9 protein-coding genes and 2 tRNA genes are annotated in these 14544 nt (G+C 47.3%); 9 read left to right on the top strand and 2 right to left on the bottom strand.

Annotated elements, in window-relative coordinates:
• The first annotated feature begins 164 nt into the window (after positions 1-164).
• From BN4_RS03810 to BN4_RS03800, 3 genes are all read left to right on the top strand, one after another.
• Positions 165-2486: a methyl-accepting chemotaxis protein gene (locus BN4_RS03810; RefSeq protein ID WP_015414033.1), complete on the top strand. Its 2322-nt coding sequence runs from the start codon at positions 165-167 to the stop codon at positions 2484-2486.
• A gap of 142 nt (positions 2487-2628) precedes the next feature.
• Entirely contained in the window at positions 2629-4122 is a 1494-nt protein-coding gene (gene der, locus BN4_RS03805) for a ribosome biogenesis GTPase Der (protein WP_015414032.1), read from the top strand.
• Positions 4123-4208: 86 nt separating this feature from the next.
• A tRNA-Ser gene (locus BN4_RS03800) sits at positions 4209-4302 on the top strand.
• Positions 4303-4547: 245 nt separating this feature from the next.
• On the opposite strand, the gene BN4_RS03795 is transcribed toward BN4_RS03800, so the two are convergent.
• Positions 4548-4624, bottom strand: a tRNA-Pro gene (locus BN4_RS03795).
• 232 nt (positions 4625-4856) lie between these two features.
• Between BN4_RS03795 and BN4_RS03790 the strand changes: the two genes are divergently transcribed.
• The 5 genes from BN4_RS03790 (at position 4857) to BN4_RS03770 (ending at position 12418) form a co-directional block, all read left to right on the top strand.
• The gene (locus BN4_RS03790; protein ID WP_015414031.1) at positions 4857-5912 is read left to right on the top strand and encodes a protein-glutamate methylesterase/protein-glutamine glutaminase; all 1056 of its coding nucleotides are present in this window, start codon (positions 4857-4859) and stop codon (positions 5910-5912) included.
• 46 nt (positions 5913-5958) lie between these two features.
• Positions 5959-7896, top strand: coding sequence for a HEAT repeat domain-containing protein (locus BN4_RS03785; RefSeq protein ID WP_015414030.1), 1938 nt, complete (start codon positions 5959-5961; stop codon positions 7894-7896).
• Positions 7897-7904: 8 nt separating this feature from the next.
• Positions 7905-8780 carry a CheR family methyltransferase gene (locus tag BN4_RS03780; protein ID WP_015414029.1) on the top strand — a complete coding sequence of 292 codons (876 nt, stop codon included), beginning with the start codon at positions 7905-7907 and terminating at the stop codon, positions 8778-8780.
• 143 nt (positions 8781-8923) lie between these two features.
• Complete coding sequence (locus BN4_RS03775) at positions 8924-9292, top strand: response regulator (protein ID WP_015414028.1); 369 nt, start codon at positions 8924-8926, stop codon at positions 9290-9292.
• 90 nt (positions 9293-9382) lie between these two features.
• Entirely contained in the window at positions 9383-12418 is a 3036-nt protein-coding gene (locus tag BN4_RS03770; RefSeq protein WP_015414027.1) for a chemotaxis protein CheA, read from the top strand.
• A gap of 77 nt (positions 12419-12495) precedes the next feature.
• On the opposite strand, the gene BN4_RS03765 is transcribed toward BN4_RS03770, so the two are convergent.
• Complete coding sequence (locus BN4_RS03765) at positions 12496-13410, bottom strand: hypothetical protein (protein ID WP_015414026.1); 915 nt, start codon at positions 13408-13410, stop codon at positions 12496-12498.
• A 190-nt stretch (positions 13411-13600) separates the two neighbouring features.
• Between BN4_RS03765 and ybgF the strand changes: the two genes are divergently transcribed.
• Entirely contained in the window at positions 13601-14488 is an 888-nt protein-coding gene (gene ybgF / locus BN4_RS03760) for a tol-pal system protein YbgF (protein ID WP_015414025.1), read from the top strand.
• The last annotated feature ends 56 nt before the right edge of the window (positions 14489-14544 follow it).

Raw genomic sequence — 14544 nt, 5'->3', positions numbered from 1 at the left:
TATTATGGTTCAAATGACATGATGAAGACAGATTTGTGTTCCGCTGCTGGTAAAATCAATTATTATAGGTTATAATTGATCCTCAATCAGAATTCGGCCAGAGCATGAGATACTGGTCTGGAGTGAGTGCCTTTCTTCAAACTGGCTACAAAGAGGAGTTCATTATGCGGATAAAAAGCATCAATACTGTCATTACGGTGTTGATAGCTACAGTTATCATTGTGACTGTTGCAGCCGGAGTTTTTTGGGTCAGTGGAAGCACGCACGAAAAGCTGTTCGGTGAAGAAAAAGTGGCAATGGATAATGTAGTGAATCAGACCATGGCTGCCCTTGATGTGTACATTAAACATACAGGGGACATGACACGGATGTTGGCGTCTCAACAGAACGTGCATGATGCTTTGAAAGGATTGGGCACTGAAGAAGCCGATTGGCTGTTCAAAGATCTGCTTGAATATTCGGATGATTATTGGGCTGCCTTTGTTTTCGATAAGCAAGGTCAGGTCGTCGCTGGATATAACGCCAAAGGAGTCAATCTTGCCGGGGCGGATCGAAGCAGCCGTGGATATGTCAAGGCTGTTTTGAGCGGTCAGTCTGATGCATATCTTTCCAATGAAATCCTCATCTCTAAAAGTGGGGGGGGGATCTATATTTTTGCTTCTGCTTGTGTTGTCCGTGATCGTGATGGGCAGATCCTCGGCGGTGTTGGGATTTTCCCCAAATGGGAAAAATTCACCGCAAAATTTTTGGACCCTTTTCGGGTTGCAGAACACGGCTATGGGTACATTCTTGACGAAAATGGACGGATGATTGCTCATGCAGTGAATAAAGATTTGATGCTCAAGGATTTGAGCAATATGAGCTTTGTAAGAACGGCCCTTGAGAAGAAAGAAGGCAGTGTCTTTTATGAATGGGAAGGCCGTTTGAAATACATGCAATTCAAGACTCTTGAAAAAATGGGCTGGACTATCGTCATGAGCGCATATGAAGACGATATGTCCGCAGCAGCCAATGAACAGCGCAACACTCTTTCCGTCGGTGGCCTGCTGGTTGCCATACTGTTGACGATGGTTGTCGTCTTTTTTATCCGGAGGTTGGTCACACAACCTGTCAAGGGATTACTCGATTATGCAAGCCTTATTGCTGAAGGCGATCTCCATGCGCAATTGAAAGGAAAGTACCATTTTGAGTTAAAGGTTCTTGCCCAGCAAATCGAGGTCATGGTCAATGAACTCAAGACAAAGCTTGGTTTTTCCGAAGGTGTTCTCAATGGGCTGACTCTTCCATGCAGTCTGATTGGACCTGATCATAAGATTCTCTGGGTCAATCAGCAGATTCTCGACCTGATTGAACGTGATGGAAACCCCAAAGACTTTATTGGGCATACGGCAGGGGCATTCCACTATGATGAACCTGATCGTGAAACCTTGTCCAGCAAGGCTCTTCAGCAACGGGAGCAACTCCATCTTGAAATCGAATACACGAGTTTCAAGGGGCATCACAAAAATATCCAAGTCACGACAACGCCTTTTTATGACATGGATGGACAGATGCTCGGAGCATTGACTCTCTGGGTTGATGTCACTGAGATTCGAACTCAGCAGAAGTTGATAGAAAAGCAGAATGAACGGATCTCGAAAGCGGCGAATGAGGCCGAGGATATTTCTCAGGCTTTATCCAGTGCTTCTGAAGAATTGTCCACACAAATCGATGAAGCCAACCGAGGTTCAGAAACGCAGCGGTCTCGTGCTGCTGAAACGGCTACAGCCATGGAAGAGATGAATGTGACCGTTCTTGAGGTTGCGCAAAATGCCAGCATGGCTGCCGAGGATGCGGATCAGGCCAAGGAGAATGCCCAGAATGGTGAAAGGATAGTCAGTCAGGTTATTGAAGCTGTTGGCGACGTTCAACGGCAGGCTGAAAATTTGAAAAATTCCATGGAAGACCTTGGTGAGCAGGCTGCGGGAATTGGAAATGTTCTTGAGGTTATCACGGATATTGCGGATCAGACGAACCTGCTCGCTTTGAATGCTGCTATCGAGGCCGCTCGCGCAGGCGAAGCCGGACGTGGATTTGCCGTTGTTGCTGACGAGGTTCGTAAGCTGGCGGAGAAAACCATGTCCGCGACAAGTGAAGTTGGCAATGCCATTGTCCGTATCCAATCGATGACTAAGGATAATGTACTGGCTACCGAGAAAGCCGCCGAGTCTGTCTCGCGTAGTACTGAACTTGCCAATGACTCTGGAAAGGCGCTTCATGAGATCGTTGCCAGAGTTGAAAATGCGGCGGATCAGGTTCGTGCTATTGCTACGGCCGCCGAAGAACAGTCCGCGACGAGTGAGGAGATCAATAGGGCCACAGATGAAATCAATGAGATTTCCATGGAAACGTCGAACATCATGCGAGAGGCTTCTGCGGCAATTCAGGAAGTTGCGACAATGGCTTCCCGATTGAACTCGGTTATTGAGGAAATGGCGACGAAATAACCTGTTTGTTCTTTTCTTCCGAAGAACAATGGACTCGACATTTGACCTAGGGTAGGTTAAGCCCGCGCTTCCTTGTACATCAAGAAGGCGCGGGTTTTGACATCCATTACCCGAAAGCTACAATCTATCCGGAGCCTAAATCATGCTGCCAATCGTCGCCCTCGTCGGACGCCCCAATGTGGGAAAGTCCACTTTATTCAATCGTTTACTCAGGAAGTCGCGGGCTATTACCCATGACATGCCAGGGGTGACGCGCGACCGTATCTATGGCGAATGCCAAATGAACGATGTCAAGTTCGATCTTGTTGATACAGGAGGAATGGTACTCGAATCCGAAGCGACACCGGAACTCAGCAAGGATTTCGAAGATGAAATTTTTGAACAAGCCCGCGAAGCCATTGAAGAGGCAAACGCCATTATCTTTGTCGTAGATGGGAAAGAGGGGCTGACTCCGCTTGACCAACAAGCTGCCGAGTATGTTCGCAGAAGTGGAAAACCCGTTATGATGTTGGTCAACAAAGTAGACGGGAGCGAATTTTCTGCTGCCATGACTTCGGATTTCCACATCATGGGGTTGGACCTCCTGCCTGTTTCAGCCGCACACGGCTACAATCTGTCCGAAGTCAGAAAGCGAGTTCGTCAGTTTGTCGTTGAACTCAACCTGCCGGAAGAGGTTGATGACGGCATAGAGCGCGGCCTCAGGCTGACTATGTTGGGACGTCCCAATGCTGGAAAGTCTTCAATCATCAATGCCATCATTGGACAGGATCGCCTCATTGTCAGTGATGTTGCCGGGACGACACGTGATTCTATCGATGTTACTTTTGAGAAGAAGAACAAGCGATATACTTTTGTGGACACTGCAGGCGTCCGTAGACGTGCAAATATCCAGGATCATCTTGAAAAGATAAGTGTCATTCGTGCTCTTAAAAATTCCAAGCGTTCGGATGTTACCATACTGACCATTGATATAACACTTGGTGTGGGGCGTCAGGACAAGCGCCTGATCGAATTTCTCGCTAAGGAGAAAACTCCGTTCATTGTTGTGGTGAACAAAGCTGACCTGGTGCCCCGCAATGAGACCAATCAGGCACTTGATGCATTTCGGCGTGAGTTAAGAATTATCCCCCATGTGCCCATCGTCATGACATCAGCACAAAAGGGTGTGGGGATCGGAAAGCTTCTTCCCATGGCAGAAGCCATGCGTAAGGAGTGCGAAATTCGTATCGGTACTGGTATCTTGAATCGTTCGCTCCAAGCTGTTCTGGAAAAGCAACAGCCTCCGGTAGTCAAGCGTAAGCGTCCCAAGTTCTTTTATGTCACGCAAGCGGATGAACCAATTCCAACGTTCGTCTTCTTTTGTAATGATCACACGCTGGTAAAATCTGCCTATGCGCGATATCTTGAGAACCAGTTCCGAAAAATGCTCGGGATAAAGACTGCGCCAGTCAATGTCGTATTCCGCTCCAGTCATGAGAAAAAAGATTGGGAGAAGGGACGTGGTATTTCAGCTCTTGGAAAGCGTGGTCCTGGCCGAGAGCGTATAGGTGGTGCCAAGACGCGGAGGCATGAGACCAAATACAAGAGCCTTAAAAGGAAACGCCGCAGAGAAACCGAAGAGAAAAAGGATAAATAGGGGACAACCTTATTGACAAAGAACAGGCGAAAAGGTAGACACTCTTTCCTCGACGCACCTGCTGTTACAGCTGTGTTATCGAGACCGGAGAAGTGGCCGAGTTGGCTGAAGGCGCACGCCTGCTAAGCGTGTATGGGGCGTTAAACTCCATCGAGAGTTCAAATCTCTCCTTCTCCGCCATATTTTAAGGGCTTACAACGAAAGTTGTAAGCCCTTTTTACGTTGTCTTGCACTCTTTCTTTTGTCTTGAGTGTCACCTTGTGTGTCATTTTTTACGGTTTTAGATTTTTTGAGTATATCGTTACTGTCCAAAATCACGTATAAATTCGAGCAATTGTATGTGCTGTATGCAGGTTGGTTGGGAGGTGCTTGAGGGCCAAAAGAAAAGGCACTCGCATGAAGTTCATGCAAGTGCCTGTAATGTCTGGTCGGGATGAGAGGATTTGAACCTCCGGTCTCTGCGTCCCGAACGCAGCGCTCTACCAGACTGAGCCACATCCCGTCGTTGTGAAGGCGGTTTAGCGTAGCCCTGATTAAAAGGCAAGGTAAAAATGCAACTTAACCCTAATGAGATGGACAAAGACCTCAAATGCGCCTATCGTGCCATTTTAAATGATTTAAAATAATAATTCCCTTGGGGTGAACCGGTGAATAGGGTATAACCTGATTGCCCACTGTGTGCTGCAAGGAGAAAGTTGACTCATCGGTGAGATTGGGAAGGAAGGAGACGGTTTGTGATAAAAGTTCTTGTTGTGGACGATTCCGCTTTCATGCGGAAAGCTATCAGCACGATGCTTGATAAGGACCCGGGAATTAAGGTTGTTGGCACTGCCAGAGACGGTAGTGAAGGCCTCGAAATGGTCCGCAAGCTTGATCCTGATGTCGTTACCATGGACATCGAGATGCCGAAGATGGATGGTTTGACTGCTTTGCGGCAAATCATGATGGAAGCTCCCAGGCCGGTCCTTATGGTGAGTTCCCTGACAACGGAAGGGGCTGAATCCACTCTGAAAGCCATGGAATTGGGGGCTGTTGATTTTATCCCTAAGCAACTGTCCAAAGTTTCTCTCGATGTCGTTAAAATCGAAAAAGATCTCATCGCCAAAGTCAAGACAGTTGCTGCCCGCAAAATGCGGCATGTCACTGCAACTCGGACTTCTGCGCGCCCTTTGTCCTCACCAGTCAAGAGTGTTGCCGCTTCTGCGACAGGAAAGCCCAAGCGTGATGTTATTGCGATAGGTGTTTCGACAGGAGGGCCTCCTGTGGTGCAGAAGATTCTTTCTTCTCTGCCTGCAGATTTTCCTGCCAGTATAGTGATTGCACAGCATATGCCAGCCGCTTTTACGGGGCCATTCGCCAAACGGTTGGATGGTGTTAGCGCTTTGACCGTCAAGGAAGCTGAAAATGGGGATATTCTCAAGCCTGGGCATGTTTTTATAGCCCCTGGCGGGAGGCATGTTGTCCTTGATCAGAAGATTAGTCGAGTCGACGTCGTCGTTACTGATCACCCTGCGGGAGAACTCTACAAACCCTCGGCAAATGTTCTCATTAGTTCCGTGGCCCAGGCTGTGGGTCGGCGCGCGTTGGGAGTCATCCTGACGGGTATGGGGAATGATGGCTGTGAAGGAATACGGGATTTGAAGAGCAAGGGAGGGCGAGCCCTGGCACAAAGTGACAATACGTGTGTCGTGTATGGTATGCCGAAAGCTATAGTCGATGAAAATCTGGCCGATGAAATAGTGGACCTTGATGATCTGGCAGAATCTATCATTGCCAATCTCTATAAATAGATGAAGACTGACCTTCCAACACCCGAGCAGGGGGAGGCGTGATCATATGGCGGAATGCACAGAATATTTGGCACTGTTGAAAAGCGACGACAAAGAAGTCGTGCGTGAGGGCGCATTTCGTGCCGGAGAGGACAACTGTGTTGAAGCAGTCGGGGTACTCGCCGAGTTGTTGCAAACCAATCATTTGGGTATTCAGGAGGCTGCGGATAGTTCCCTGCGGAAGATAGGTGGCAAGGAGACTGTACGCGCAGTTCTTCCTCTGTTGCGCTCTGATGAAGCCCCGGTTCGAAATCTTTCCATGGACATTCTGCGTGAGGTAGGTTGTCAGGATCTTCCCTCGTTGATTGAACTCGTTCACGATGAAGATACGGATATTCGGATATTTGCAACGGACATCCTTGGTTCGACGGACAATCTGTTGGCAGTCGAGCCCCTTTGTATGGCTTTGCTCAAGGATCCGGAAGTCAATGTGCGCTATCAGGCTGCGGTGAGCCTGGGGGAGCTTGGGAAGGCTGAGGCTGCTCCGTGTCTGAATAAGGCTATAGAGGATGAGGAGTGGGTTCAGTATTCGGTTGTCGAAGCATTGACCAAGATAGGGCATGCCAGTTCTGTGGATGCCATGGTCAAGGCCTTGGATAAGGCGTCCGACCTTGTTGCTTCAATGATCATTGATTCACTTGGAGAAATGGGGAATGTCAAGGCTGTAACCATGTTGCTCAGACGTATGGATGATTCGCATACGGCTTTGAGAAACAAAATTGTCAAGGCTGTTGTCAAGATTCTTGGTGGCAAGTCTCTGACATTGCTTAATACTGCTGAACGGGAACGGTTCCGAGAATATTTATTGGTTGCCCTTAAAGATGAGGATGAAGACATTCAGGACGCCGCCATCCAGGGATTGGCTTATGTGGGGGGAGAACAAGCTTCGGGTGGTATTCTCGACATTGCCAGCAAGCTGGATCAAGACAGGGATCAGGAGCGGCTAAATAGTATCATAGGGTTCCTGGCTGAAATCGGTTTGACAGATGCTCTCAGAGAAGGAGTGCATGGTGAAAATCCTGATAGGGCACGTGTTTCTGTTCAGGCCCTTTCACAAGTATCACCGGGAGCAACGTGTAGCGAACGCGATGTGTGTGGTGTGCTTATGGCTGCATTTTGGGAAGTCGGACTGCCGATTCAAAGGCAGATAGTCAGCGTGACAGCTGAACGCGGAGGAGAGCACGCTCAAAATTTCTTTATCAAGATTCTTGATGAGCATACAGACGGCACTGTTCTGAAAAGTGCTGTCTATTTCCTGGGTGAAAAATTGAGACTTGCTGAAGTGGCAGACAGGATTTTCCCTCTTTTGCAACATCAATATGATGATGTGAAGGAAGCCGCTCTGGAAGCCTGTATTGCTATTAATGGGCCGGTTGTTCGTGAGCGGTTTAAAGCGATGTTTTCGAGTGACAATCCAGTGGATAGGTTGATGTCGACTTATGCTCTGGGAAAACTTGGGGCCATGGAGAATCTTGATGTGCTTGGTAAGGCGCTTGAAGATGAAATTCCGGATATTAGAAAAGTGGCAATTGAAGCCTTGGCCACGTCTTGTGAGTCGTACGACGAATGGAAGCCGATGGTCTTGGGAATGCTTGATGATGAGAGTAAAGACGTACGACTGACTGTTATCGAAATATTGGGAAAATGCTTCACTGAAGATTTTGTTCAATATATGATTCGTGCTTTGGATGATGGCGATGATTGGGTCAAGATTAGAGCCATTGATGCTTTGGGTGAGCATCAAAGCAAGGAAGCCGTCCCCAAGCTGATTGAAATGTTGGAGAATCCCAATCGCTTTGTACAAATGAAAATTATCGAGGCATTAGGAGGGATTGGTGGGACATCCGCATTTCGGGCTTTATTGGAAATGACTAATCGTGATGAATATGAGCTTGTGAGCGCGGCAGAGAGTGCCATTTCAAATATTCAGGAAGCCCAGGGGTAGGCGAATACATGTCGTCACTTTTTTCAAAGACAATCTCCCTTGGCAAGGAACTCAAGATCACTGATCATGAGTTCGCAAGCCTGAGAGATTTTATCTATGACCAGTGCGGTATTTATATTGCCGACAACAGGAAATATCTTCTTGAAAATCGATTAGGTAACCGACTTAAGAAATTAAACCTGAGAAATTTTGACGAATACTATAATTTTTTGCGGTATGATGGTGGGAAAGATCGAGAATTAAAGAAACTGTTTGAGGTCATTACAACCAACGAAACGAGTTTTTACCGTAATCCACCTCAGTTGAAAGTCTTTCAAGAGAAGGTCCTTGCGGAGGTCTTGAAAAATTGTCGTTCCAAGGGGCGTAAGCTTCGCATATGGTCGGCTGGTTGTTCAACAGGTGAAGAGCCGTATACCATCTCCATGATTTTGCATGAGGCCCTCAGGACTGAAATTGCGCAGTGGGATATTCGGATTACGGCCAATGATCTTTCTGAACGTGTCTTGGAGTCAGCTCGAAGTGGTGTTTATAATGATTACACCTTGCGAACGACACCGAAAGAGATTGCCCAGCGCTATTTTGACATGAATGATGGGACTAATTCGATCAAACCTGAATTGAAGAAACTGGTTAATTTTGGTCAGATAAATCTCAAGGATCGGACTCAGGTTCGTCGTATAGAGCGATCGCAGATTGTTTTTTGCCGTAATGTCATAATTTATTTTGATGATGAGATGAAAAAGCAGGTTATCAGCGCTTTTTATGATAATTTGGTTCCGGGAGGCTATCTTATTATCGGCCATTCTGAATCCCTGCACAATATTACACGTGCGTTCAAGCCCATCCACTTTCCTGGTGCCATCATTTACCAGAAGGAAGAATAGAGGCGTGGAAAACGAATTGGATCAGAAAGTATATGGTAGTTGCGGAGGAGCCAGTCCAGAATCTCCTGCTGGTGACAGAGTTCTGCGATTTTGCAAAAGTGATATAATTGTCTACACCATGCTAGTGGAGGTAAGAGGGAATCATGGCTAAACATATTCTAATTGTGGACGATTCCAAGACGGTACGTAACTTGGTAGCCTTTATTATGAAAAAAGAAGGATTTAAGGTCACATCTGCTGAAGATGGTTTGGACGGCCTTGAAAAATTATATAGTGCTACCGAAGTCGATTTGATCGTTTCGGACGTTAACATGCCGCGCATGGATGGCTTGACTTTCATCAAGACGGTACGTGAACAGGAAGCTTATCGGGATATCCCGATTGTGGTTTTATCTACTGAAGGCCAAGATAAGGATATCCAGACTGGCTTGACGGTTGGAGCGAATCTGTACATGGTCAAACCCGCACAGCCTGAAAAGCTGGTGAGAAATGTCAAGATGTTGCTTGGCTAAAAACCAAGTATATTTCGTTGGTATAATAGAATCCAGGTGTTCATAGTTTGTCAGTAATGGCAGTCTTTCGAGGTCACCAGAGGGTATCGAATGAGTCAGGACTTTCTTGATCCGGAAATATTGGCCGATTTTTTTGTTGAGGCCAAAGAGCATTTGGAGACAATCGAGCCGAATCTGCTAGAGCTTGAAAAGTCCCCGGAGAATCTTGGGTTACTTAATGAAATTTTTCGTCCAATGCACTCACTCAAGGGTGCATCGGGCTTTCTTGGGTTAAACAAGATCAACGGCCTGGCTCACAAGGCTGAGAACATTCTCGATGAACTCAGGCAAGGCTCCATGCATGTGACTGGGGCCATAATGGATTTGATCCTCTCTGCCACAGATGCCTTGCGCACGATGGTTGATAACCTGGAAAATAGTGGAATTGAAGGCGATGTCGATACAACTCCGATAATCGCTGATATTGAAAAAGCCTTGGCTGGGGAGTTGGACGAAGAGGTGACAGGTGAGCAGGGAGGAGACTCCCCCGTGATCCCATCGCCCGGAGCCCCTGAAGCCACGGTGAAACCGGTGGTCGAAACCGTGCCCGATTCCATAGCAACATCCTCTCAGATTGCTACCGAACCTGAGCCCGCATCACCTGCGGTCGATACGGAAGATAGAGCCATGACTTCATCTTTTCAGCCTCAACCAGATCCAAATTTCGATGATACGCCTTATATCCTGACGACCGTAGGGGAGGGCCACTTGGCCGACTTCCTTGAAGAGGCTCAGGAGATAGTGGAGAACCTTAATCGGTGTCTTTTGGCGCTTGAAGGTGACCCGGATGGTAGTGATGAAATGATCAATGATACATTTCGTTATTTTCACAATCTTAAAGGAAACAGCGGTATTATCGGTTTCAAAGAGTTGAATGCTTTAACTCATGAAGCAGAAACTCTTCTGAATAAGGTTCGAAAGGGGGATATGGAGTGCAGTCAGGGGCTTATTGATCTTTTGCTCGCTGCCGTTGATCTTATTGAAGAATTGATTGGCAAAGTGGATATGGAGACCAACAAGGTCTCACCAGTGGATACAAGTGTGATGGTCCAGTTACTTCAAAAAGTAACTGAAGACCTTGATATGGCGGCTGTCGAAGGCGCTGTTGCTGCGGGCAAAGATGAGGCAGGTGAAGCTCAGGATTCCGCTGCTGGAACATCCTTTGCGCAGGAACATGGCTATGATCAGGAAGATGTGACGCTTTTTGTTTCAACCATCAATCAGCAACTGGATTCTGCTTCTGTGGCCTTGGAGCTGCTTCGCCAGGATGCAACCCAGATGGATATTATTGATGCCTTGTTCCGAACCTTCCAGACAATTCAGAACTCTACAGGCTACATGGGCCTGAATGAAATTAAGGAATATGCATCCCGGACAGCTGGGTTGGTCGATCAGGGGCGCAAGTCTGATATCGATTTTACACTGATGCTGGATATCCTGGACCAGGAATTTTCCATTTTGAAAGAAATGCTTCTTCAGGCCATTGCTGATGTTACCGGAGAAGCCGCAGTTGATCCAACTGAGAAAGGGCAGACTTCCAAGTCTGAGGCAGAATCAGAATCCAGCGCTCCCAAGAGTCAGGACGAAGGAGCTGCTCCCTCAGCTCCTCCAGCTCCAGCTCCAACTCCTCAGGCTGCTGAGGTTAAACAAGAGCCTGTGCCGTCCCCTGCACCCGTTGCTGAGCCAGTTGCTTCAGCTCCCCCTCAGTCAACTTCGCCAAAGCCTACTCCTGCCCCAGCTTCTCAACCTGCACCCAAGTCCGCATCGCCTGCGGCCTCTAAATCTATGTCGAATGTTCCGAGCAAAAGTGCTGCGAATACTCCAGCTCCCACTAAACCCAAGGGGTCCAGCACTATTCGAGTGGATCACCATAAACTTGATCACTTGATGAATGTTATTGGTGAGTTGATAATCAACAGAAATCGTTATGCAATGTTGGCCCGTGCACTTGAAGAAGGGCATGAGGATGTTCATGTTGTCGCGCAGCAGTTGACAGAGACCACTTACGCCATGGCTCGGATTTCCGATGATTTGCAAGATACGATCATGAAAGTCCGCATGGTCCCGGTGCAAACTGTTTTTTCCCGGTTTCCGCGTCTTGTTCGTGACCTGAGCCGGAAATCTGGCAAACAGGTTGAACTGATCATGGAAGGCGAAGAGACTGAATTCGATAAATCTGTTGTTGAAGAAATCGGTGATCCTTTGGTGCACCTCGTGAGAAACGCGGTGGATCACGGACTTGAGGATGAGCAGGAACGAGTTCAGGCTGGCAAAAAACCAAAAGGCCATGTCTGGTTGAGAGCCTACCATAAAGGGAACTCTGTCGCTATCGAGGTTGAGGATGACGGGCGTGGAATCGACCCAGATAAACTCAAACAAGTGGCTATTAGAAAAGGGGTTATTACTCCAGAAGAAGCTAATGCCATGGATGATAGAGAAGCTTTGGATCTCATCTTTGCTCCTGGTTTTTCTTCAGCTGAAAAGGTGACGGATATTTCAGGTCGTGGTGTTGGTATGGATGTGGTCAAGACCAACATTAAAAATCTCAAGGGAAGTGTTAATACCCAGTCTGAAGTTGGTAAGGGGACACGGTTGACCCTGACCCTGCCATTGACGCTCGCCATTATCGATGCGCTTATGGTCCAGGTGGCTGGGGATACTTTTGCCATCCCTCTCGATGCTGTTTCCGAGACCACGAAGATCGAATTTGCAAAGCTCTCTGATGTCAATAATCGAAAAGCAGTGACTTTGCGTGGCGAAGTACTCGGGATTGTCGAATTGGCAGAGTTACTCGGGTTGCCGCAAACCATGGATGAACGAGAAGTGCTGCCGATGGTTGTTATACAGGACAATGACCGACGTTTGGGGCTTGTTGTGGACCGATTGTTAGAAAGACAAGAAATAGTTATTAAGCCTCTTGGACAGTATCTCAATAATTTTAACCTTAAGGGGCTTTCCGGGGCAACTATTATGGGGGATGGCTCTGTTGTGCTTATTCTTGATCCCCATGAAATATACAGTCTGTCAACTCAGCTTGGACGGAAGGAGCCTTCGGCATCTGTTCCGGCGCTCAGTTCTGGAAAGTAGACTAAGTATACAGATGATCAAAAAAGACCGGGGAGCAAAGCTCCCCGGTCTTTTTTGATCATCAAGTAGAATTTTATCTATATCATCATCATGAAATTGACGAATACTGTGACGTTCATGGTATGCATCAACCACATGAGAATGAAGGTAACAAGTGTTAATCCTTTGAGTTGAAGCGGGGATTGGCTGCGGGCGAGACCTCCCCAGATGAGAATGCATATGAGCGTGAGTACTGCTCCAACTCCCCATACAAGACCAAGGGGAGTGCCAAGAACGATGGTTTGTATCGTTTGGGGGAGGGCTAGGAAAAGCCAGCTTTGGCACCCAAGGAAAGGGATGGAGAAAAATAGAGCCCAACGTGACGCGAGTTTAAGTGCGAAGTTGTAATAGTCACGTCCAAAATCGTCTTTTTTTCGGCGAAAGACTAGGTAGAGACAACTCAAGCCAGCGGCCGCAGCCACAGTTAGGATCAAATACATACCAGTTAATGGAGCTAGTATGGAGTGAACAATTTGAGGTAGCACTTCCTCAGACCCAGCCACTGTGAGTTTTGGAAAGATCCCAAGTATAATCAGAGCAATGGCCGCAGAGGCTGCTCCAATTCCTATAATGGTATGTATAATTTTATATGGCCGTAGTCTCTTCCAAGTCAGAGAATAGGTTACCGAAAAAAATAAAAAGAGCACCATGGCAATGCCAGCTCCGGCAAATGGAGAATTTGCTGTTATCCATTCCTGGAAAAGGTTCGGGAATTTAATATATGCGACAGCAAGTCCCACTATTTCAACAATGATCGTCAAGAGAGTCAGCAGGACGCCCATTGTCGCAGTTTGCTGGCCATACTTGTCGTAAAAAACTTTTCCTTGAAAACGAGCTGTCAGTTCGCCAAGCAGAGCGATAATAGGGCTGCCCAAAGCTGCCAGCCCCAGTAGGCTGAAAAAGGCTGGAGCCAGCATGAAAGCGGTCATGGTCAGTGTTTCATTTATCGTCATAGTGTTTTTCTCTCCAGATACTTTTTACTCCCATTTAATGGTCGCGTGGCTTATTTGCCTGAAAAATAGCACAGGCGCAAGGTTTGGTCTTGATATCAGCTGTCGGTTTGGCAACGATTCCTTGCAAAAAATCAATTGATCGCCTATTTCTCATAAAACGCTCTATGTTTTAAGAAATGGGAGATTGTGAATGGACTATCTGAAGCTCGTCCTGCTGACTGTGGTATGCCTCATGGCATCAGCTTGTACTGCGGCCAGGCAGCAGGCATCCACGATAGATGCGAGTACGGAATGGCGATTGAAAAGTCTTGAAGAGAGCTTTTTGAATTTTCGTGAAGAGCAACGGCTTCAGGCTGACCGGAGTCTTGAAAGTTCCGAAGCTGTCTCTCGTAAGCTTGAAAACCTGGAACAGAAAATTGCCTCCCTTAAGTCTGGTTCTTCTATAATGGCTGCCCCGGAAGATGTTTCTGCGGACTCTTCCTCTGTTGAGAAAGGATGGGTGACAGATCTGAAACCCGAAGATGATGGCTGGGTTGAGGGGCAGAAAAATGAGGTGTCAGATACTGTCAAAACCACAATCCAAAATGATGAAACTCAACCCTGGGATACTGTGCCTGGTCCTCCTCCGGTCGTGCCTGAACCCAAAATTGTTGAGAGGAAAAAAACTTCTGTTCAGAGACATAAGGCTTCTCCTGAGCTGTCTTCTGCCAAGGCTCTCTATACTTCAGGGCTCGCCAAATATAATGGGGATGATTTTATTGGCGCTCGGTCTGCCTTTGAGCAGTTCGTTAAGAAATATCCTAAGAATGATCTTGTTCCTAATGCCCTTTATTGGAAGGGAGAGACGTTCTATTCACAAAAGGATTTTGCCCAATCCATTTTGGCTTTCAAGGAAGTTACGGGACGATACCCGAAACATGACAAATCTGCGGCGGCATTGCTCAAGATAGGAATGTCTTACGACAAGGTGGGCGACCCTGATAATGCAATTTTCTATCTGCGTGCGCTTATAGAGGATTTTCCAAAGTCTGCGCCAGCAAAGCTCGCTCGTCAAGAGCTGAACCGCTTGGGCGGTTGATGAAGTGTTCCGATAGTTTTTGAGCCAGGAGGCGGAATTCTTGCCACGGTCCATTT

This window comes from Pseudodesulfovibrio piezophilus C1TLV30, from assembly GCF_000341895.1.
Lineage (GTDB): Bacteria > Desulfobacterota > Desulfovibrionia > Desulfovibrionales > Desulfovibrionaceae > Pseudodesulfovibrio > Pseudodesulfovibrio piezophilus.
The sequence above is the reverse complement of the archived record's forward strand: the minus strand, read 5'-3'. Positions and strand labels throughout refer to the sequence as shown.

Excerpts from the sequence above, each read along its gene's own strand:
- BN4_RS03770 (WP_015414027.1), top strand. The coding sequence starts at position 9,383 with ATGAGTCAGGACTTTCTTGATCCGGAAATATTGGCCGATTTTTTTGTT.
- BN4_RS03780 (WP_015414029.1), top strand. The coding sequence starts at position 7,905 with ATGTCGTCACTTTTTTCAAAGACAATCTCCCTTGGCAAGGAACTCAAG.
- BN4_RS03810 (WP_015414033.1), top strand. The coding sequence starts at position 165 with ATGCGGATAAAAAGCATCAATACTGTCATTACGGTGTTGATAGCTACA.
- BN4_RS03765 (WP_015414026.1), bottom strand. The coding sequence starts at position 13,410 with ATGACGATAAATGAAACACTGACCATGACCGCTTTCATGCTGGCTCCA.
- der (WP_015414032.1), top strand. The coding sequence starts at position 2,629 with ATGCTGCCAATCGTCGCCCTCGTCGGACGCCCCAATGTGGGAAAGTCC.
- BN4_RS03775 (WP_015414028.1), top strand. The coding sequence starts at position 8,924 with ATGGCTAAACATATTCTAATTGTGGACGATTCCAAGACGGTACGTAAC.
- BN4_RS03785 (WP_015414030.1), top strand. The coding sequence starts at position 5,959 with ATGGCGGAATGCACAGAATATTTGGCACTGTTGAAAAGCGACGACAAA.
- ybgF (WP_015414025.1), top strand. The coding sequence starts at position 13,601 with ATGGACTATCTGAAGCTCGTCCTGCTGACTGTGGTATGCCTCATGGCA.